Origin of the sequence: Flavobacterium rhizosphaerae (assembly GCF_046000445.1) — a bacterium.
GTDB lineage: Bacteria > Bacteroidota > Bacteroidia > Flavobacteriales > Flavobacteriaceae > Flavobacterium > Flavobacterium rhizosphaerae.
The window spans coordinates 87037-108514 of sequence record NZ_JBELPZ010000009.1 but is presented as its reverse complement, the minus strand read 5'-3'; the positions used below and the strand labels follow the sequence as shown (position 1 = coordinate 108514).

Here is a 21478-nt window from a genome sequence, read left to right as displayed (position 1 = left end):
TTAGTTTTGAAAAGAAAATTAGTCCATTTCTGAAGTGTAGAACAATTTTACCGAAGGGTATTTTTGGTGTACCATTTGTATGGAAAATTCGCTATCTGCCAAAAACACCAGCTGCCCGTGTTTATCTTTCGCCATAAATTTCTGCTTAATACGGCTGAACTCGGCAAACTCTTCGTTTTTAGGGTCATCGGGTTTTACCCAGCAGGCTTTATAAGCCGGGAAATTCTCATACGTACATTTAGCGCCATATTCGTGCTCTAAACGGTACTGTATCACTTCATATTGCAGCGCACCCACGGTACCAATAACCTTACGGTTATTCATTTCAAGGGTAAAAAGCTGCGCCACACCTTCGTCCATCAGCTGGTCAATACCTTTTTCAAGCTGCTTGGCCTTCATAGGGTCGGCATTATTAATGTAACGGAAATGCTCCGGGCTAAAGCTTGGTATGCCCTTAAAGCTCATTTGTTCGCCTTCGGTAAGCGTATCACCAATTTTAAAGTTACCGGTATCGTGAAGGCCTACAATATCACCGGGATATGAAACATCCACCACCTCTTTTTTCTCGGCAAAAAAGGCGTTGGGGCTGCTAAATTTCAGGTTCTTGTTGTGGCGCACGTGCAAGTACGGCTTATTACGCTCAAACGTACCCGAAACAATTTTTACAAACGCCAGGCGGTCGCGGTGTTTGGGGTCCATATTAGCGTGGATTTTAAATACAAATCCGCTAAATTTATTTTCGTCAGGCTTTACAAGACGGGTATCGCTGTCTTTAGGGCGCGGTGTGGGGGCTATTTCAATAAAACAGTCCAGAAGTTCGCGTACCCCGAAGTTATTTAATGCCGAACCAAAAAATACGGGCTGTAGTTTGGCATCAAGGTATTGCTGGCGGTCAAAAGGCGGGTAAACCTCTGTAATAAGCTCCAGTTCCTCACGCAGTTTTTGCGCAGGCTTGGCACCAATTATTTTATCGAGTTCCGGGTTTTCAATATCGTTAAACGCAATGGTTTCCTCTATATTTTTGCGGCTGTCTCCACTAAACAGGTTGATGTTCTTTTCCCAGATATTATAAATTCCCTGAAAATCGTACCCCATACCGATAGGGAAGGAGAGTGGTGTAACGGTAAGGCCAAGTTTTTGCTCCACTTCGTCCATCAGGTCAAAAGCATCTTTACCTTCGCGGTCTAATTTGTTAATGAACACAATCATGGGGATGCTGCGCATACGGCACACCTCTACCAGTTTTTCGGTTTGTTCCTCAACCCCTTTTGCCACGTCAATAACCACAATTACGCTGTCAACCGCGGTAAGGGTCCTAAAGGTATCTTCGGCAAAATCCTTGTGCCCGGGGGTATCGAGAATATTTATTTTTTTGTCTTTATAATTAAAGGCGAGTACCGATGTAGCTACCGAGATACCCCGCTGGCGCTCAATCTCCATAAAGTCACTCGTAGCGCCTTTTTTAATTTTATTGCTTTTTACGGCGCCTGCCTCCTGTATGGCACCACCAAAAAGCAGCAGCTTTTCTGTTAACGTAGTTTTACCCGCATCGGGGTGCGATATAATACCAAAGGTGCGCCTCTTATTTATTTCTTCGTTGAAACCCATAGCCGTTTCTGTTATTTTATTTTATGAGGTGCAAAAGTAAGCCTTTAAGTTGGAAAGTCATAAAGTCAAAAGTTGTAAAGTATTTAAGTCAAAAAGCCTGTTAATTTGAATGCCTGCTTTACCCACAAAGACATCCACTATATTAATTTAAAATTGAATAGCATTTAATTAAACGACTGACGGAAGGCAAGAGGCGAGAAGTTTGTTTTTGCCTTGAAAAGTTTAGTGAAAGACTGTGGATGCTCAAACCCCAGGCTGTAGGCAATCTGGCTTACTGAGAGGGTGGTGCCTGCCAGCTGCTCTTTGGCTTTTTCGATAAGCCTGTCGTGCAGGTGTTGCTGGGTACTACGCCCTGTAAGCGACTTTAGTACCCCGCTTAGGTAATTTGGTGTAAGATTTAGGCTGTCAGCAACATATTGTACAGTAGGTAAACCTTTGTCAATCAGTTTTTCATCATTAAAATAACCATTAAGCACTATTTCTAACTGATCCAATATTTGGTGATTAATTGTCTTGCGGGTAATAAACTGCCTATGGTAAAACCGCTCTGCATAGCTTAACAAAAGTTCTATGTGGGATATAATAATATTTTGGCTAAAAGCATCAATATTTTGGGCGGCTTCATGGTGAATAGCATGCATAATTCCGGTAATAGCTAACTTTTCTTTTTCGGAAAGGAACAGCGCTTCAAAAACAGAATAATCAAAATATTCATATCGCTTTATTTCTTTTGCCAGAGTGGTACCGTGCAAAAAATCAGGATGGATTAGTAATATCCATCCTGATTTCCGGGTTTTTACATTTTTTTCTGTATCTACACTAAACACCTGCCCGGGTGCCATAAAAAACATAGTGCCGTCATCAAAATCACAATCACGTAGTCCATACTTAATTTTGGCTGTAAAATCGCTCTTGAGTGTTATAGAATAAAAGTCCATAACCCGGGTTACTGCATTATTTTCCGGGTCAAAAGGTATGGTGCTGTAGTCTATAACACTTACCAATGGGTGCTGTGGTGCAGGCAGTTTGCTAAACCGGTGAAAATCTTTTATTGTTTTTAAGTGTACAGGTAGTGTAGCCATCATGTTATTTGTTGTAAGCTGCTGCAAACTTTTTTGCAAAATCCCTTAACTTAATGTTGCCCAAAAGAGGTTGGTTTTTATCATAATCTTCGCGTAAAATGCCGCTGTGGGTTGCTGCGCCAAGCTCTGTAAACAATGCTGCTATTTTTGTGGGTATGCCATTAGATTCCATTCCCTGCTGCATTTCTTCATTACTGATGGTTATCCATTGTAGTTGCGGTTTTTCTATAGCCTTGCCAATAATGGCTGCTGCCTCATTACAGCTAAGGTCATTGCTTGCTACGTATCGTATGGTGGTGCTTTCAGGCATTGCAGTTATTTCTTCAGCCACAGCAATGGCAATGTCTTCGGGTGCTACCATGGGTACCCTGTCTTCCCCACCATAATTAGCTGCTATGATATTACCCTGTTTTATCATCGGAATAAAATTAAGTAAATTATAGTAAAAATAACCTGGCCTTATGTGTGTAAGGGCTACACCGGTAAGGGTGTTGAATATTTTTTCTGACTCGTGAGAACCAAGTATAAACCCGGTACCACTGCTTAAATGCGCGCCATAGCTGCTTAAGTGCACTACACGCTTTACATTTGCTGCTTTTATTGCAAGGGTGTAAGCAGCAGCCAGTTTTTTGTAATAGGCAATCTGGTCCTGCTCGGCAAAATTTGGTGGCAGCATACAATATACCGCATCAGCCCCGGTAAATGTTTGGGTTAAAAACGCCGCATCTGATACAGAACCTATGGCAGATGTAGCGCCAAGTTTTTCTATTTGACCTCTTTTGTTTTCAGCGCTGCTTATTATTGTTACATTGTGGCCCTGACTTAAAAGTTTTTCGGCTAACGGTTTACTAATATGCCCTAAAGAGCCTGTAAGTACTATTTTCATAATTATTATTTTTGTTACTACAAAGTTTAATTTTTATGAAAATAAGTACTTAGCCTAATCTATGTATATGTTAGCCAAAAATAACAATATTGAAGCGTGACGGATATAAAAAACTTTATTGCTTTGCTTTTTGTTACTTTATTACGCCGCTACTTTATCATAAAAAAGGCTATTTTTACAGTGACAGATGATTTGTCCGGGGATTAGCCTATGAAAAAGAACTATTATTTTGTAGCGGTAATATTATTTGTGTGTGCAACTGCTTTTGCCCAGCAGGAGCCGCAATATACGCAGTACATGTATAATACCCTTACTGTAAACCCCGGCTATGCAGGCTCTCCGGGCTATATGCAGGCAGTGTTGTTACACCGTTCGCAATGGGTGGGTATAGATGGCGCGCCACGCACACAGTCGTTCAGTTTTCAGGCGCCGCTGCATGATGCCAATGATCGTATGGGGCTTGGGTTTAGTGCCGTGAATGACAAGCTTGGCCCTGCCGATGAGGTATATGTCGATGGTAATTTTTCGTACGCGTTGCCTGTGGGAAAAGCTGCAAAGCTGGCCTTTGGGTTAAAAGCCGGGGCACGTATGCTGAGTGTAGACTGGGCAAGGGGGCAATATTACCAACAGGGCGACCCGTTGCTAAATAATAACATTAACAACAAAATAGCGCCAACCGTTGGCGCAGGGCTGTATTATTATACCGATACCTATTATGCCGGTATTGCCATACCCAATTTTATCCGCAATAATTATTATGATGATGTAGCCGAGGCCGTAAACCAGGAACGTATGCATTATTATATTATGGGCGGCTATGTTTTTGACCTGAATGAAAACCTAAAGTTTAAGCCCGCTGTGCTTGGCAAGGTAGTTAATGGCGCACCCATTACAGTAGATGTTTCGGCTAATTTTTTGTTACACGAATTGGTTACCCTGGGGGCATCGTACCGTTGGGATGACTCGGTTAGTGCGCTGGCGGGTTTCCAGATAACGCGAAACCTCTTTTTGGGCTATGCGTTTGATTATTCGGTTACGGCACTTAACAAATACAATAACGGTTCGCACGAGTTTATACTTACCTATTCGTTTATGCCGCCGCCAATACGTATAAAGTCGCCCCGGTTTTTTTAAAACGCTATGCCATGAAGAAACTCTTAGTTTTTTGCTTGTTATTCAGCTTTACTGCCTTTGCCCAGTTGCGCAGGGCCAATATGCTGTATGAAGGCTACGCCTATAAGGAAGCCGCTGAAAAATATGATGCCTACCTGCAAAAACACCCCGATGCAGCGCCGGAAATACTTAAAAAGGCGGCAGACGCTTATTATAATATTGGTGAGGGCAGCAAGGCTTTGTACTGGTACCAAAAGCTGTATGAAAGGCAGGGCGCAGCTATAGACAGTCTGTACTTCCGCAGGTATGTGGATGCCCTTAAAATGGAAGGCCACTTGCAGGAAGCAGATAGTTTATTGCTGCCTTGGGCAGCGAAGGCCGAAGGGAAACCGGGTGTAATGGCTTCTCAAAAGTATCTTCTTGAAAAAAATAATTATAACGAAAATATACTCCTAAAAAACCTGGACACTAATACCCCCGTAGCCGATTTTGGCCCTGCCTTTTACGGGGACAAACTGGTGTATGCCTCGGCAAAAGATACGGTAGGCGACGGTAAAATTTATCCATGGAATGTGCAGCCCTATCTTTCGTTATATGTAGCAGGGCGTAATGCTGATGGCTCACTTTCAAGGACAGAAAAGTTTTTGCCCGGCGCCCAAACGGGTTACCATAATGCGCTGGCGGCTTTTTCGCCCGACCGGCAAACGGTATACGTAAGCGTAAATAATGTTACTAATGCAGACAAGCCGGAGTATGATGCAGAGGGTACCAACAATATACAATTGGTATACGGGCAGATAAAGAACGGGAAATTTACCGATAAAAAAATAGCGCCGTTTTGCAATATACGGTATTCGGTAGGGCAGGCGGCAGTATCTTCAGACGGGCGCTGGCTGTATTTTGTAAGCGATATGCCCGGTGGCTATGGCAGTACCGATATTTACCGTACCGAAATTTATGATAACGGTACCATTGGCGCTCCCCATAACCTTGGCAAACATATTAATACCACGGGGCGGGAAATGTTTCCGTTTGAGAAGGATAATGTGCTTTATTTTGCTTCAGACGGTCATTATACCCTTGGCGGGCTTGATATTTTTAAAGTATCTGTTGAAAATGCTGATGCAGGCGGGGAAAACTATACCATACCACAAAACCTTGGCGCACCCTTTAACAGCGCCGGTGATGATTTTGCCTTTATTGTGGATGATGAGGGCAAGGGTTATTTTTCTTCTAACCGTAAGGGCGGTAAAGGCGATGATGATATTTACTATTTTTATCCGGATGAAACCCTGCAAAGCATAGCAGGTATACTAACCGAAAAAGACAGTATAAACCCTATAGACAAGGCAAAGATTACGGTAAAATATGATGGGGTGGAAAAGAGTATAGAAACCCATCCACTGGGGGATTATAACCTATATGTACCAAAAAATAAGCCTTATAGTATTACGGTTACAGCTGAAGGTTTTGCTACGGTAACCAGAAACTTTAAAGCAGGCGAAACCCCCGATGAGGATAGCCTGAGCCTACAGAGCCTTGAAAGCCTGACCAAGAAAGAAAATGGCGTGGAGAAAATAGCCATAAACCCGATATATTTTGATTTTGATAAATATGATATTACTCCGCAGGCTATTACAGAACTGGCAAAAGTGGTGTATGTGATGGAGCAGTTTCCAAACGTGAAAATAAAAATAGAGTCGCACACCGATAGCCGGGGCAGCGATGCCTATAATATGGTGCTGAGTGATAACCGTGCAAAATCAACCTACAACTATATCATATCAAAAGGTATAGATAAGGCCCGCATTATAAGTGTAAAAGGCTATGGCGAAACACAACTGCTTAATGAATGCAGCAATGGTGTGCCCTGTACTGATGAGGCACACCAGCTAAACCGCCGCAGCGATTTTATAATTGTAGAAAAATAATTGTAATACGTTTAGTTGTTAGGCGCAAACTCAGCCCTTTTAAAAGTAGAAACCGTTTTTGGGCATCCCACACAGGCAAAAGAGGGGTATAAAGATGTAAGCTTAAGGGTATCTTTGTCAACTATTTCTATATCAAATGTACTGGTATACTGGCCATCCGGCGTTACTAAAATCAGTTTACCTTCTTCAGTACTGTAATTATAATCCTGCGTATTGGGCTCGCCAAGGTCGGTTAATGTAGCAGTGCTTTCATCAAAACTAAAGATATAATTGGTAGGGTCTGTTTCAACCCAGTTCCCGAAAAGATAATCACTGTTTAGTGTATAGGTTTTGTTATCATCATCATCTTTGCTGCACGAGGTTAGTGTAAAAGCAGCCATTGCTACAAATAAAAAAAGTTTTTTCATGGTAATTGTTTTTTTATGTCAGATGCAGCTTAAGCCAAAGCGTTGCGTTACTACCATTTAAAAAATCTGTTTTTATAAATATATCCTTGCACAATACTGCCGATTGTTTACTTTTGTGGGTTGCAAATTGCAACCGGCATACTTTTTTAGGGTATGCCGCGTTTAGTAAACCGTATTATATCATATAAATTACCGTTTAATAATGAAATTAAATCAGGTTTTTTCTGGCCTATTGCTCACTACATTGTTAGTTGCCGGCTGTAAATCAACTCAAAGCACCACTACTTCAGCACCATCGCCCAATGCAAACAAAGAAGTACTTTTTACCATAGACGGCACACCGTATTACACTGATGAATTTGTAAGGGTTTACAACAAAAACCTTGACCTTGTAAAGGACGATTCGCAAAAAGACCTTGACAATTACCTTGACCTTTTTATAGGGTATAAATTAAAGGTAAAAAAAGCCGAGAAACTGGGCTTGCAGGAAGATAAAAAATACCAGGGCGAGCTAAAAAGCTACCGCACGCAACTGGCAAAAAACTACCTTACCGATACCAAGGTTACCGATGAGCTTATTGAAGAGGCGTATAACCGCTCTGGCAAAGAGATAAAAGCGTCGCATATTTTATTTCTTGCTGATGAAAATGCCAGCCCGGCTGATACGCTTAAAGCCTATAATAAGGCGGTAGAGGTACGCAAAAAAGCCCTGGCAGGCGAAGATTTTGGTAAACTGGCGCAGCAATATTCCGAAGACCCTTCGGCTAAAGAAAATAAAGGTGATTTAGGTTATTTTTCGGTTTTCCGTATGGTGTATCCGTTTGAAAATGGCGCTTATAATACTCCCAAAGGACAGATATCTGAGCCGGTACGTACCCGTTTTGGCTACCATATTATAAAAGTTGACGATGTAAGGGAAAACCGTGGCGATATACAGGTAGCGCATATTATGCTGCTTAGCCCCAAAGACGGCAACCCTGAGGATGCCGCTAAGGTAAAAAGCCGTATTGATGAAATTTACCAGAAACTACAGCAGGGTGAAGATTTTTCAAGCCTTGCCAAACAGTTTTCTGACGACAAAACCAGTGCAGAAGCCGGTGGCGAACTGCCTAAATTCAGTTCCGGCGAGCTTACTTCAACCGATTTTGAAAACCAGGCTTTTTCCCTTAAAAACCCGGGGGATATTACCAAACCCTTCAAAACGCAGTTTGGCTGGCATATTATAAAACTTATGAATAAATATCCGGTAAAAACCCTTGAAGAGGTTAAGCCTGATTTTGAAAACCGTATAAGGAGGGATGACCGCTCTAAACTTATAGCGGCTTCTATGACTAAAAAACTTCGTGAAAAATACAGCATAAAAACAGATCAGGATTTGTATGCCAAAGTAGAAAAAGCGTTTAATGACAGCCTGTATTCGCACAAATGGTCTATACCTGCCAATGCAGACAGTTATAACAAAACACTGCTTACCATAAATAATGATAAAAACCTTACCGGTAAAGAATTTTTGCAATATGCCCATTCGCAACAGCGCACCGGGGCATGGCCTAGGCCATTATCGCGAGCGGTGAATGATTTGTATGAGCGTTATAAAGATGAACAGCTTAGCGCTTATTATAATGATAACCTTGAAAATGAGTTTCCGGAGTTTGCTGCCACCATGCAGGAATACCGCGATGGCCTGTTGCTGTTTGACCTGATGGAGAAAGAAATATGGAACAAGGCTAAAACTGATACCATCGGACTTCAAAAGTATTATAATGCCCATAAAGATAACTACCTGTGGAAACAGCGTGCCGAAGCAGAGGTGTTTTCTTCAACCGACGAGAAGGCGGCACAGGAAGCACGCAAATACCTTACAGAGGGTAAAGATGCCGCTTTTATAAAACAAAAGCTCAATACCGGAAAAATCACTATCATGGAAAAATCGGGCACGTTTGAAAAAGGCAGCAGCGATTTTCCTGAAAGCGCCGGTTGGCATGAGGGTATTTCGGATGTTATTAAGCAGGATGGTTACTATTATGTGGTTAATGAGAAAAAAGTATTGCCTGCAGGGCCAAAAAGTTTTGAAGAAAGCAAAGGCCGCGTTATAAACGATTACCAGCAGTATCTTGAAAATACGTGGGTAGATGACCTTAAAAAAGAGTTTACTATAAAAGTAAACCAGGATGTATTTGAGAAAGTAAAAAAAGAACTTAACCAGTAATGGCAAAAAGGGCTTTATGGCTTTTAGCGGGAATACTGGCCTGTTCCTGCGGATATTTTAAAGAGGAAGAACAGCCAAAGGCCGTAGCGCGCGTTAATAATTCTTACCTGCAGCAGGAAGATATAAAGGGCCTTGTACCACCGGGTACGCCTAAAGAAGACAGTATTGCCATAGTAAAAAATTATATAGACCACTGGGCGCTGCAAAAATTGCTGTATGATGCTGCGGTGGTTAACCTTGATAAGGAGCAACAGCAGGAATTTGATGCGCTTGTAAAGCAATACACGGTAGACCTGTATACCAAAGCCTACCTTGAGGCGATAGTAAAGCGCAGTGTAGATACCGTGGTTACCCAGCAGGACCTTGAGGCGTATTATAAAGAGAACAAAGACAATTTTAAAACAACCGAAACATTAGTTAAGCTGCGGTACATAAGGCTGCCAAAAGATTTTGCAAAATTCAGCACAGTAAACAAGCGGTTTTTAAGCGGCAGTAAAAAAGACAGGCAGGCGCTTAATGATATGGCCCTTCAGTTTAAAAGCTATGCCTTTAATGATACCACCTGGGTAGATATGGACCAGGTATATGGCAAGCTGCCTTTTATAAAGCCCGATAATCGCGATAAGTATATAGCAGATAATTTGTCTTACCAGTATACCGACTCAACAGATGTATACCTGGTAAAAGTAAATAAGGTACTGCCAGATAACAGGGTGACGCCGTTTGAGTATATAAAGCCTACTTTAGAGCAGTTAATAATAAATAACAGGAAACTGGAGTTAATAAAGAAGTTTCAAAAAGATATTACGGATGATGCAATTAAAAACAGTAAATATGAGATCTATAAGTAACAGGATATTCCTGTTGGCATGTGTTTGGCTTTTAGGCTTTCAGGCGGCAAAAGCGCAGGAAATTATATCCGAAAGCGTGCAGGATACAGTAAAGCCGGCACCTGTTAACCAGCCAGGCAGGACTAAAATAGACGGTGTGGTGGCAGTAGTGGGCGATTTTATTGTGCTTGATTCTGATATTGACCTTACCTTTCGCGAGCTACAGGCGCAAAATGTGCCTATACAGGGCATTACCCGTTGTGAGATACTGGGCAAGCTTATGGAAGATAAATTGTATGCACACCAGGCCATACAGGATAGTATTATAGTAAGCGATGATGAGGTAAACGAAACCATGAACCGCCAGATTGATTATTTTGTTGAAAACCTGGGCACACCCGAAAAAATGGTGGAATATTTTAAAAAGAAAGATCTTGAAACTTTTAAAACAGACCTTTTTGAGTTAATAAAAAACCAGAAACTTACCGAGCAGATGCAAAAAAAGGTAGTAGATGAGGTTGAAATAACCCCGGAAGAGGTAAGGCAGTTTTTTGCTAAGTTTAAAGAAGATGAGCGCCCCGTGTTTGGAGCCGAAATGGAAGTGGCACAAATTGTAATAAAGCCTGAGATACCCCAGGAAGAAAAACAGAAGGTTATAGACCGCCTGAACCAGATTAAGAAAGATGTTGAAGGCGGCTCAAGTTTTTACAGTAAAGCTGTACTGTATAGCGAAGACCCCGGTTCACGCTCCAGCGGGGGGTTTTATAAAATTACCCGTAAAACGCCGTTTGTAAAAGAATTTAAAGATGCCGCTTTTAGCCTGGACGAAGGTGAAATTTCTGAGCCTATAGAAACTGAGTTTGGCTACCACCTGATTTATGTGGAAAAAATAAGGGGCCAGGAACTGGATGTAAGGCATATTTTAATGAAGCCCAAAACTACTCCTGAGGCATTGCAAAAAGCTAAAGAAAAGATTGAAGCCATAAGGAAAAAGATAATAAGCGGCGAAATTACATTTGCCGATGCGGCCCGGTCTGAATCGGATGAGAAAGAAACCCGTAACAGTGGTGGCCTGCTTATGAACCCCCGCACGCTTGAAACCCGTTTTGAGCTTACTAAAATGGACCCTTCGGTATATAACTATGTATCGTCGCTTAAAGAAGGCGAAATTACACCTCCTATACTGGATGAAGATCCAAGGTCGGTTTCCAGCTATAAGATAATGACAGTGGCTCATCGTTATGACGATCATAAGGCCGACTATGCTAATGACTATACCAAAATTAAAGAATTGGCATTGCAGGAAAAACAAAAGGAAACCATAAAAAAATGGAGTGCCAATAAAATTAAAGAAACCTTTATAAAAGTATCTAAAGACTACCAGGACTGTGATTTTGCCAATAACTGGGTTAAATAACATTTTATTTGTTTAAGCAGTAGGTAAAAAATAAAAATTCTTTTTAAGTTTGAAGGGTAGTCTGCCGAAATGGAAAAAGGCTGCCCTTAAATTTTTTAAACCACCGATAAAAAAATATGTCAGACGTAGCAGCAATACAGCACCTTGTTGAAAAACAGGCCGCTTTAAAAAGAGAAATAGCAAAAGTTATAATAGGTCAGGATGATGTTGTAGGGCAAATAGTACTCAGCATATTCAGCGGGGGGCATGCACTGCTAGTAGGTGTGCCCGGGCTTGCTAAAACCCTTATGGTAAACACTATAAGCCAGGCGCTTGGCCTTGATTTTAAGCGTATACAGTTTACACCCGATTTAATGCCGTCTGACATACTGGGGAGTGAAATACTGGACGAAAACCGCCAGTTTAAATTTTTAAAAGGGCCTATATTCAGTAATATTATCCTGGCAGACGAGATAAACCGTACACCGCCCAAAACACAGGCGGCCCTGCTTGAGGCCATGCAGGAAAAGGCCGTAACCGTAGCCGGGCACCACCACAAGCTGGCATTGCCTTATTTTGTGCTTGCCACGCAAAACCCTATAGAGCAGGAGGGTACTTACCCGTTGCCGGAGGCACAGTTAGACCGTTTTATGTTTGCCATAAAACTGGACTACCCAACTTTTGATGAAGAAGTACAGGTGGTAAAAAGCACTACTGCCGATTTTACAGCAACCATACAGCCGTTGTTTACGGCTGAAGAAATACTGGATTTTCAGCACCTTATACGCCGTATACCGGTGGCTGATAATGTTATTGAATATGCCGTAACGCTGGTAAATAAAACCCGCCCCGGCAATGCATTGAGCAATGATTATGTAAAAACCTACCTTGATTGGGGGGCAGGGCCCCGCGCCTCGCAAAACCTTATACTGGCTGCCAAGGCCAATGCCGCATTAAAAGGTAAATACAGCCCCGATATTGAAGATGTGCAGGCTGTAGCTACAGGTATATTACGCCACCGTATCATTAAAAACTACAAAGCCGATGCCGAAGGCATTACCGAAGAGGATATAATAAAAAAGCTGTTTTAATAGAGGGTTTTATTAAAATATGCTGTGTTATTATAATGTTCCCGCCACTTTTTTTATGGCGTTAAGAGTATAATCAAGGTCCTCATAGGTTAAGGCGTCGGTAATAAACCAGGTTTCATAGGCCGAAGGCGCTATGTACACCCCGTTATCCAAAAGCCCGTGAAAGAATTTTTTAAAGGTGTCGTTATTGCCGTTTCCTGCGGTGGCAAAATCGGTTACCGGCTTTTTGTCAAAATGTACCGATATCATAGAGCCTACCCTGTTAATAGTATGGCTTACTTCTTCTTCCAGTAAAATTTTGTGGATGCCTTTTTCAAGATAGGCTGTTTTTTCTTCGAGCCTTTCAAATATTTTGGTGTCGCTGTTAAGCGCTTTAAGCATTTCGAGCCCGGCAGCCATAGCAAGCGGATTGCCTGAAAGTGTACCGGCCTGGTATACCGGCCCGGATGGCGCCAGGTAATCCATAATTTTGCCGGATGCTGCAAAAGCCCCTACGGGCAGCCCGCCGCCAATAACCTTACCAAAGGTTACTATATCGGCCTTGATGTTAAATAATTCCTGTGCGCCGCCCTTTGCCAGCCTAAACCCCGTCATTACTTCATCAAATATAAGCAAGGCACCGTTTGCAGTACACACCTCACGCAGGCCTTCTAAAAATCCTTCTGCCGGGGGTATGCACCCCATGTTTCCGGCTACGGGCTCAATAATAATTGCAGCGATTTCATCAGGGTTTGCAGCAAACAGCGCTTTTACATTTTCCAGGTTGTTATACTGTGCCAGGAGGGTATCTTTGGCAGTACCCTGGGTTACGCCGGGGCTGTTTGGGGTGCCAAACGTTACTGCACCGCTGCCCGCCTGTATTAAAAATGAGTCGGAATGCCCGTGGTAGCAACCCGCAAATTTTATTATTTTTTCCCTGCTTGTGTAGCCTCGCGCCAGGCGTACTGCGCTCATACACGCTTCGGTACCGCTGTTTACAAACCTTATCTTATCAATATTAGGCACCATGCTCACGGCAAGTGCAGCTATTTCGGTTTCAAGCGCGGTAGGTGTACCAAAAGAAGTACCTTTTTTAGCGCGTTCTATAACGGCATTTACTACCGGTTCATACGCGTGGCCCAATATCATGGGTCCCCAGGAGTTAATATAGTCTATAAGTTTATTTCCGTCTTCATCATAAAGATAGGCGCCTTTGGCCTCTTTAATAAAAACAGGAGTGCCCCCTACGGCTTTAAAAGCCCGTACAGGAGAATTTACACCTCCCGGTATTACTTGTTCTGCTTCGGCAAAAAGACGGCTGCTGCGTTGATATAACATGATTATTTTACTTTTAATACCTGGCCTATGGATATGGTATTGCCTGAAAGGCCATTTAGTTTCATTAGTTGCTCTACGGTAAGGTTGTGTTTTTTTGAAATGGAATAGAGCGTATCGCCCTTCATTACAGTATATGACCCGTTAGCGGCCACAGTATCGCTATTATTTTTGGTAGCCTGTAGTACCGAATTTTGGTTTGAGGCTACTGCCGGTTCTGTTTTTGGTGCAGGGGTATAGCGTTTGTTTAATACTTCAGAATCATATTTATCAAGCTCATAGCGTTCAATAAGCCCAATAAGCTTTTCCGGGTATTTAGGGTCTGTAGCATAGCCTGCCGCGCGTAACCCTTTTGCCCACGCTTTATAATCGTCTTTATCAAGCTTGAATAAAGAGGCATAGCGCCCCCTTGTGGTAAGAAATATGGAATGGTCATCAAACGATTCTGAGGCATGTCTATATTTCCTGAAACACTCCTGTTCGGCATCATCATCATGGTATATTTTATCGCCTGCCCAGTCGCTATGGCATTTAATGCCAAAATGGTTGTTGGCTTCTACACAAAGGGTACCGCGCCCCGCGCCAGACTCCAGTATTCCCTGCGCAAGGGTAATGCTGGCAGGTATGCCGTGGCGTCTCATATTATCTTTGGCTACGTCTTTATACTGGTCTATATATTGGTTTACAATATCGCTGTATACTACAGTGCGCGATGTAGACTCTAATACCTCTTCCTGCCTGTTGTTTGCCGCGGGGCGGGCAGCAGCAGTAGCGGTTTGGCCTTTATTGGTTTTTATTTTTGAGGTGCGCTGATGTTTAGAAGTTTTTGCAGAAGCAGTGCGCCCTTTTGTTTTTACGCGCGATTTTGTGGTGCCGCAACTTACAATAAAACTTAGTAAAACGAATGCCAGTATCTTTTTCAACATTTATCTAAGGTTTTTATAATTGGTAATTTCTTTTTTAATAACATGTTATTCATTCCTGCTATGCCCTGCAACCCGCCTGTATGTATGGCTAAAATTGAGGCGTTTTCAGCAAAATATCCCTTGTATACCATATCTATAACGCCAAAAACCATCTTTGATGTATAAACGGGGTCCAAAGGTATGGCTGTTTTTTCAAAAAAATCGTTTATAAACCGCACAAGTTCTTCATTTATTTTGCCGTACCCGCCAAACTCATAGCCTGTTTTAAGCTGCCAGTTGTGTTTTTGAGTCAGTTTAGAAATATCTGCTGCCAGGGCTTCGCTTTTTAATGCGGGAAACCCCAGAACCTGCTGCCCCGCGTGGGCTGCATTGGCAATGCCTGCTATGGTGCCCCCGGTGCCCACAGCACAGCAAATATGCGTAAAGGCATTGTCTTCATCTGTTACAATTTCTTCACAGCCTTTTACTGCCAAAAGGTTGGTACCGCCTTCGGGCAGCAGGTAAAATGAGCCAAATTCGGCTTTTAATTGCTCAATAAAAGCGGCTTCATTTTTTTGCCGGTAAGCCTCACGCGTTACAAATTTAAACCTCATGCCGCGTTCTTTGGCAAAGCTGAGAGTTGGGTTATCATCAACTTTATTAACCAGCTCTTCACCGCGGATAATGCCTATAACAGGTATGCCATATTGTTTACCTGCGGCGGCTGTAGCGGCTATATGATTGCTGTATGCACCGCCAAAAGTAAGCAATGCCGGGCAGCCCAGTTTTTGGGCCTGCAGTATGTTGTATTTGAGCTTGCGGAACTTGTTGCCCGAAATATGGGGGTGCAACAGGTCTTCACGCTTAATGGTAAGCTTTATATTATAGGGTAATGGTAAATGCACCTGCTGGTTCATGCCTGCAAATAACGTAAAAAGTGGCTGTAATGCCAATTTTTACTGTTAAAGCTGGTTTTACGGGTGTGTATCTTAAAAAGATATTAAAAGGCTGAAATGCCTGTTAATCATGCGTTAATTATACTGCTATTGCTAAAATGGATTGGTAACTTTATAGTAAAAATAAGACAGACCCATGAAAAAATCAATGTATAAAGTTTATGTACTGCTGGCAATGGCAGCTGTTTTTACCTCTTGCAACACCCATGAAAAACCCAAAGCCGAGGCAAAGGCCGAAGCGCAGGTGGGCAAGGTGTATAACCCTGATGTACAGGGTATGGACCAGGAAACACATGCCAACCAGTTTTATGTTAGCAGGGGCAGCGATAAAAAAGCGGTAACCCCGCAAATTGCCACACCGGCAGTAGATACGGTTGCCCAGGTAAAAGAAGCTAATAACCAAACGGTAAACAAATAGTATTATGCAGGCAAATGTTGTAAAAGAATATAGTGACCAATACCGGGAGCTAAGGGGGCTTTTTGAAAAGCAACTGATGGAGCTTTACTGGACAGAAGGGGTTATGGGTAATATGCTGAATGGGGTTATTGTACAATCGTCCAGCAAAGATTTGGTTACCGTGCTGCAAAAACACCATGAGGAGACCCTTACCCATATTGAGCGCCTTGAAAAGATTTTTAACTACATAGGCATACCTGCGCAGGAAAAAGAGTACGAAGCCATAGACTGCTTTGTAAAAGAGGCCGAGAGCATTATACACATAACCCGCCAGGGTGTGGTGCGCGATGCGGCTATTATAGCGGTGCTGCAAAAAATAATGCATTATGAAATTGCCTGTTACGGCACCATGCGGGCATATGCTATTGCCCTGCGTGAAGAAGATGTGGTAATGCTGCTGGAGCAAACGCTTCAGGATGAAAAAGGGGCCGACCTGATGTTATCATCCATTGCTGAATCGCATATTAATACCGAAGCTGCTGATAAAGAGATTTAAAAGAGATTTAAACGATATAGGTTATGAGTTACCCCACAAAATTTCCACCGCAACACCAGCAGGGCCAGCCCGGCGATGAATATAAAATGACACCCAAACCGGAGTTTATCCGCGATTCTTATAAAGGAAGCGGTAAATTGACCGGAAAAAATGCTTTTATAACGGGTGGCGACAGCGGTATTGGCCGTAGTGTGGCACTGCATTTTGCACGCGAGGGCGCCAATGTGTTTATTGTGTATTATGATGAGCATGAGGATGCCGAAAAAACAAAAGCCCTGGTAGAGGCGGAAGGTGTTGCCTGCTATGTTATGAGCGGCGATATAAAAGATGAGAATTTTTGCATTAAAGCCGTAGATAAGGCAATAGCCGAACTGGGCAGCCTGAATATTTTGGTAAATAATGCCGCAGTGCAGTTTCCGCAGGAGGATTTTAAAGATATTACAGGGGAGCAGGTGCGCGAAACCTTTGACACTAATATACTCCCTATTTTTTATATAACCCGCCAGGCGCTGTTTCATTTACAAGAAGGCGACTGTATAATAAATACCACATCGGTAACGGCATATCGCGGTAGTGAGCACCTTATTGATTACAGTAGCACCAAAGGGGCTATAGTATCATTTACACGCTCAACATCGGCCATGCTGGCCGAAAAAGGCATACGGGTAAACGGCGTGGCGCCGGGCCCTATATGGACACCGCTTATACCCGCCACCTTTGATGAAGAACAGGTTAAAGAGTTTGGAAAATCTACGCCAATGAAAAGGGCAGGGCAACCCAGTGAAGTAGGCCCCGCCTATGTGTTTTTAGCCAGCGAAGATGCCTCATACATTACCGGGCAGGTGATTCATGTAAATGGGGGTGATACAACCGACAGTTAAAATAAATAAGAAACATTAAAATTAATGAGATATGGAAAATAATGAAAAAAAACCTGTTGTACCCACAACAAACAGCAGGGCAGATATTGTAAACGGAATTGATGAGAACAGGAGGGCCGCCGCCAGCACTACTAATAATGACGGGCGTGTGCCTTATGATAAACTGCCGTATGATGACCCGGCTGTGGTAAACCCGCAGGAGTTGGCTTCTTTTCCGCCACCGGCAGGAAAAATCAGCGAAGAAGCGCTTGAAAGTGAAAATGAAGAGCGCAATGTGAGCCTTAAAAAATCTCCGGTGCGTGACGGACGTAATATTGTACGTACCGACACTACTGCCGGTAATGATGGAGGCTATTTGTAGTAATTACCCACTTACTGTTATTATAAAGGTAAAAGGGCTGTTTTTGTAAAAAGACAGCCTTTTTTTTTATGCTTACTATAACGATTGATAAATTAATAATTTTTAACTGAAATTTTGTTAATTTATCAAAAAAACACGTACCTTTATATAACAAAAAACAACAAGTTATGGCAATTACTACTACTTTGCGTACCGGTCGGGATGATGCGGGCGCAGTGAAAACATTGAGCCATACATTTGACAGTTATCTGCCTTATGATGACCCAGCATTTATTAACCCCGCTGAACTGGCTACTTTTCCTAAAGTGGCAAAACCGTCCGGCGAACTCCATGGCCATGACAGCCACTTTGTAAACAGGAGGACACCGGTTAGGGATGGAAGTTATATAACGCGTACAGACAACCACCCCGCAGGGCGGTATATTTAAAAAGCATATTTGTTTTATTGGTTAATTTACTCCGGGCCAGGTACTATTTATATAGTTACCTGGCTATTTTTTTGTTTTTGGCGCTTTTTTGGGCTTTTGGCTGCTAAACAGGCCTGCGGTATATTTTTCGTACAGCTCAAAAAGAAACTCCATGCGCTTGGCTTCGCTTACAAAGGGTTGCGGGCGGTAGGCAAGGTCTACGGCTTTGTCTAATGCGTTATGGGCTTTTACCAGTGCGGGCGGCATGGTGAGCGGGTGGTACAGGTCGGCGAGCGAACTGCCCGGGAATTGCTCCCGAACCTCAAGCACTTTTTGCGCTGCCTTTTCTATGGCCTTAATGTGTTTGTCTGATGGGTTTTCGGGCCAGGGATAGTTATTGTAAACTATATCTTTAGAATACCTGTAATCGCTTTTTAGCCTGCCACAGGTTGTTTTTACCCATGCCATGTGCATGATAGAGGTTAAAACGCCAAAATGGTAGAGAGTTGCATCAGGTATTGCTTGACAAGTATCTCCGACGATAAAGTCTTTAGTAAAAAAACCGATGGGTATATAATTTCTATTTTCAGAAGTAGTTCTAGGGATTAATAAAAAATCACTTTTTGGTTGTGTTATTTGTCTGAAAAGATTGTGGAATTTATAATTTCTTGTAGTTGCAGCCTTACTTTCGCCTCTAAAATTTTTTACTAGTCTAATTCTTTCAGTAATTGATGGACACTGTTTAAGTATATTTGGATCTGAATCAACTAGCCATATACACCATCTTTTCTCTCCATTTATATACTCTCTAGCACTTAGAAATGGTTTTATAAAAATATCAGCTTTAGGCTCATTAATCAAAAAATTTATTTTTTCTTGATCGGTTAATAAAAAATTACCTCCATCGGTAGGTTTGTTACCATACATCATTTTAGGAACTTCACAAATTGGAGAAGAATTATTACTGATTATTATATCCTTTGCATCTACTAAATATGGATTTATATTTTTAGAATGAAGTTCATGGGGTTCAGCTTTAATATCCTCGTATTCATATATCACTTTATTATTAGTATCAAAATTAGCAAAGCCAATAATTACGCAATATACGGCTGCATTGCCGCGTGCCTCGTTACTCCATTTAAACGTGCGGTGGGCAAAATGGATTTTGATAGAGAAATTATTAATTAAATGAAGCCACAAAATTCCAACTTGTTCGCCTTGGACTATAGAATTTGTAGATACAAAAGCAGCTTTTATTATTGTATTTTGTATATATTCTGCTGCTTTATAATACCAGGCGGAAACATAATCCATGACCCCTGCAGCTTTTATACCTTTTAAAGTGTAATGCAAGTCTGACTTTTGTAATTCAGTTTGTATATGATGCCCGATAAACGGCGGGTTACCAATAATATACGATAGTTCGGTTTTAGACACTACATCTTCCCAATCAATACGCAAGGCATTGCCATGCACAATAGTAGCCGCTTTTTTTAAGGGCAGGCGGGCAAAGTACTGTCCAAACTCATTGCTTATCAGCATATTCATCTGGTGGTCCATCAGCCACATGGCTACTTCGGCTATCCGTGCGGGGAACTCCTCATACTCTATGCCGTACATCATGTCTACATCCAGCCATATAATGTCGCGCACATCTAAAAAGCCCTGCCCGTTTTTGTTGAGCGCGCGCAGTATGGCAATTTCTAAAAGGCGCAGCTCGCGGTAGGTAATTACCAAAAAGTTGCCGCAGCCACACGCAGGGTCCAGAAACTTTAATGTGCTCAGCCTCTTGTGGAACTCATTAAGCTTGTTGCGGTTGCTTTTTATTTTTTCAAACTCCTGCCACAATTCGTCCAGAAACAACGGCTTTATGAGTTTTAATATGTTTTTTTCGCTGGTGTAGTGCGCACCCAGGTTGCGGCGTTCCTGCGGGTTCATTACGCTCTGGAACATAGAGCCGAAAATAGCGGGCGATATCTGGCTCCAGTCCAGGTAGCAGCAATCTAACAATGCCTGCCGCATTTTGCTGTCAAAACTTGCCATGCGCAGGGGCTCTTCAAACAGTTTGCCGTTAACGTATGGAAAAGAGTTTAGCTGCTCATCCAGGTTTGTAAACCGTTTATCCGGCGGGGTATTTAATACCTCAAACAATTGCTGTAGCTTGGCGGCAAGGTCGCTGCCGTCTGGGCTGGTGCGCTGCTCTATAAAATTCTGGAACTCCTGCCGTATAAATATGGTGGTGTCTTCGGCAAACAGGCAAAACAGCAGCCGTACCAGGTATACTTCAAGGCTGTGGCCCTGGTAGCCAATATCCTCAAGCCTGTCGTGCAGCCTGCCCATAAGTTCGGCAGCTTTAATATTTACAGGGTCCTGCTCTTTATATACCTGTTTTTGGTAGCCGGCAATAAAGCCAAAGTGCTGCACGTTGTTTACCAGCTCCTGTAGCTTAAACTCTATGGTTATATCTTCTTCCAGGTCATATAGCCTGAAACGGGCAAAGTCTGACACCAAAATATAGCGGGGCAGTTCGGCATCCTTCAACCCGGGAAAATAGCCCCGTGCCTGGGTGTGCGCCTTATCCAGGTCTTTACCCCTCGATTTAAATTCTATGAGTATAACGCCCTTCCATAACAAATCTATAAACCCCTGTTTGCCGCCCGTTTTTTTTACATGCTTTTCAAAACTTGCCACCCGCCTGCGCGGTATACCGAACACGTTAAAAAAATCGTCCATGAACGATTTTGCCTCGGCATCTTCATTAAAATCATTTTCCCATTCTTTGCTAAATTTTACTGCGCGGTCTTTAATTTCGTTCCAGCTGAGTGCCATAATAATTGGTTTAAACTTTATAAAAGTAAACATTAATTTTTTATTGCCAAGCCTATACTGCAAGAGGGGTTTCAGTACTACTATCCTAAAATTTTGTATGGCGGTGCGCTGCCGGTTGCCATTTTTGGCACATGTGAACGATTTTTTTAGAAAAAAATATAAAGTACTGTATAACAGATTTTTAATTAAACAGGGTGTTTCTCACCCTAAAGGTAAAAAAGTACCAAATTGTGAAAGAAAAATATGTTTTTGTGGCTTTTTTCTTAAAAAAAATCCGCTCCTGTGAGCAGGGGCGGATTTTTCAATTATGAAGAAA

At 42.4% G+C, this 21478-nt stretch carries 19 protein-coding genes; 11 read left to right on the top strand and 8 right to left on the bottom strand.

Annotated features, from left to right (window positions below; genetic code table 11):
- Positions 1–18: 18 nt before the first annotated feature.
- The 3 genes from ABS766_RS10370 to ABS766_RS10360 all read right to left on the bottom strand — a co-directional run bounded on the left by ABS766_RS10370 (position 19) and on the right by ABS766_RS10360 (position 3576).
- Positions 19–1608, bottom strand: coding sequence for a peptide chain release factor 3 (locus ABS766_RS10370; protein WP_408085077.1), 1590 nt, complete (start codon positions 1606–1608; stop codon positions 19–21).
- 164 nt (positions 1609–1772) lie between these two features.
- Positions 1773–2693, bottom strand: coding sequence for a helix-turn-helix domain-containing protein (locus ABS766_RS10365; RefSeq protein WP_408085076.1), 921 nt, complete (start codon positions 2691–2693; stop codon positions 1773–1775).
- Between the two features lies 1 nt (position 2694).
- On the bottom strand, positions 2695–3576 hold the full coding sequence (locus ABS766_RS10360) for an NmrA family NAD(P)-binding protein (protein ID WP_408085074.1): 882 nt from the start codon (positions 3574–3576) through the stop codon (positions 2695–2697).
- Positions 3577–3786: 210 nt separating this feature from the next.
- Between ABS766_RS10360 and ABS766_RS10355 the strand changes: the two genes are divergently transcribed.
- Both ABS766_RS10355 and ABS766_RS10350 read left to right on the top strand, forming a co-directional pair.
- Positions 3787–4710 (top strand): PorP/SprF family type IX secretion system membrane protein, encoded by a 924-nt coding sequence (locus ABS766_RS10355; RefSeq protein ID WP_408085073.1) that lies wholly within the window; start codon positions 3787–3789, stop codon positions 4708–4710.
- Positions 4711–4721: 11 nt separating this feature from the next.
- Positions 4722–6620: an OmpA family protein gene (locus tag ABS766_RS10350; protein WP_408085072.1), complete on the top strand. Its 1899-nt coding sequence runs from the start codon at positions 4722–4724 to the stop codon at positions 6618–6620.
- An 11-nt stretch (positions 6621–6631) separates the two neighbouring features.
- On the opposite strand, the gene ABS766_RS10345 is transcribed toward ABS766_RS10350, so the two are convergent.
- Positions 6632–7027, bottom strand: coding sequence for a hypothetical protein (locus ABS766_RS10345; RefSeq protein WP_408085071.1), 396 nt, complete (start codon positions 7025–7027; stop codon positions 6632–6634).
- Positions 7028–7229: 202 nt separating this feature from the next.
- Between ABS766_RS10345 and ABS766_RS10340 the strand changes: the two genes are divergently transcribed.
- The 4 genes from ABS766_RS10340 (at position 7230) to ABS766_RS10325 (ending at position 12553) form a co-directional block, all read left to right on the top strand.
- A complete protein-coding gene (locus tag ABS766_RS10340) occupies positions 7230–9236 on the top strand; it encodes a peptidylprolyl isomerase (RefSeq protein WP_408085070.1) in 2007 nt (668 codons plus the stop codon).
- On the top strand, positions 9236–10087 hold the full coding sequence (locus tag ABS766_RS10335; RefSeq protein WP_408085069.1) for a peptidylprolyl isomerase: 852 nt from the start codon (positions 9236–9238) through the stop codon (positions 10085–10087). Before ABS766_RS10340 ends, ABS766_RS10335 begins: the two co-directional genes overlap by 1 nt.
- The gene (locus ABS766_RS10330; protein WP_408085068.1) at positions 10071–11483 is read left to right on the top strand and encodes a peptidylprolyl isomerase; all 1413 of its coding nucleotides are present in this window, start codon (positions 10071–10073) and stop codon (positions 11481–11483) included. The genes ABS766_RS10335 and ABS766_RS10330 overlap by 17 nt, the downstream gene beginning before the upstream one ends.
- 116 nt (positions 11484–11599) lie before the next feature.
- A complete protein-coding gene (locus tag ABS766_RS10325; protein WP_408085067.1) occupies positions 11600–12553 on the top strand; it encodes an AAA family ATPase in 954 nt (317 codons plus the stop codon).
- Positions 12554–12583: 30 nt separating this feature from the next.
- Here ABS766_RS10325 and hemL read toward each other — a convergent pair whose 3' ends face one another.
- From hemL to ABS766_RS10310, 3 genes are read right to left on the bottom strand one after another with little or no spacing between them, the layout of a single operon-like run.
- Positions 12584–13870, bottom strand: coding sequence for a glutamate-1-semialdehyde 2,1-aminomutase (gene hemL, locus ABS766_RS10320; protein ID WP_408085066.1), 1287 nt, complete (start codon positions 13868–13870; stop codon positions 12584–12586).
- A 2-nt stretch (positions 13871–13872) separates the two neighbouring features.
- Positions 13873–14793, bottom strand: a complete 921-nt coding sequence (locus ABS766_RS10315; protein ID WP_408085065.1) for a glucosaminidase domain-containing protein — start codon at positions 14791–14793, stop codon at positions 13873–13875.
- Positions 14787–15689 carry a 1-aminocyclopropane-1-carboxylate deaminase/D-cysteine desulfhydrase gene (locus ABS766_RS10310; protein ID WP_408085134.1) on the bottom strand — a complete coding sequence of 301 codons (903 nt, stop codon included), beginning with the start codon at positions 15687–15689 and terminating at the stop codon, positions 14787–14789. The genes ABS766_RS10315 and ABS766_RS10310 overlap by 7 nt, the downstream gene beginning before the upstream one ends.
- 175 nt (positions 15690–15864) lie before the next feature.
- Between ABS766_RS10310 and ABS766_RS10305 the strand changes: the two genes are divergently transcribed.
- The 5 genes from ABS766_RS10305 to ABS766_RS10285 all read left to right on the top strand — a co-directional run bounded on the left by ABS766_RS10305 (position 15865) and on the right by ABS766_RS10285 (position 18351).
- Positions 15865–16146 carry a hypothetical protein gene (locus tag ABS766_RS10305; protein ID WP_408085064.1) on the top strand — a complete coding sequence of 94 codons (282 nt, stop codon included), beginning with the start codon at positions 15865–15867 and terminating at the stop codon, positions 16144–16146.
- 4 nt (positions 16147–16150) lie between these two features.
- Positions 16151–16681: a YciE/YciF ferroxidase family protein gene (locus ABS766_RS10300; protein ID WP_408085063.1), complete on the top strand. Its 531-nt coding sequence runs from the start codon at positions 16151–16153 to the stop codon at positions 16679–16681.
- A 23-nt stretch (positions 16682–16704) separates the two neighbouring features.
- Positions 16705–17562 (top strand): SDR family oxidoreductase, encoded by an 858-nt coding sequence (locus ABS766_RS10295; protein ID WP_408085062.1) that lies wholly within the window; start codon positions 16705–16707, stop codon positions 17560–17562.
- A gap of 31 nt (positions 17563–17593) precedes the next feature.
- Positions 17594–17923, top strand: coding sequence for a hypothetical protein (locus ABS766_RS10290; protein WP_408085061.1), 330 nt, complete (start codon positions 17594–17596; stop codon positions 17921–17923).
- Between the two features lie 167 nt (positions 17924–18090).
- Positions 18091–18351 (top strand): hypothetical protein, encoded by a 261-nt coding sequence (locus tag ABS766_RS10285; RefSeq protein WP_408085060.1) that lies wholly within the window; start codon positions 18091–18093, stop codon positions 18349–18351.
- Positions 18352–18414: 63 nt separating this feature from the next.
- On the opposite strand, the gene ABS766_RS10280 is transcribed toward ABS766_RS10285, so the two are convergent.
- Positions 18415–21162: a DNA methyltransferase gene (locus tag ABS766_RS10280; RefSeq protein WP_408085059.1), complete on the bottom strand. Its 2748-nt coding sequence runs from the start codon at positions 21160–21162 to the stop codon at positions 18415–18417.
- Positions 21163–21478 lie beyond the last annotated feature (316 nt).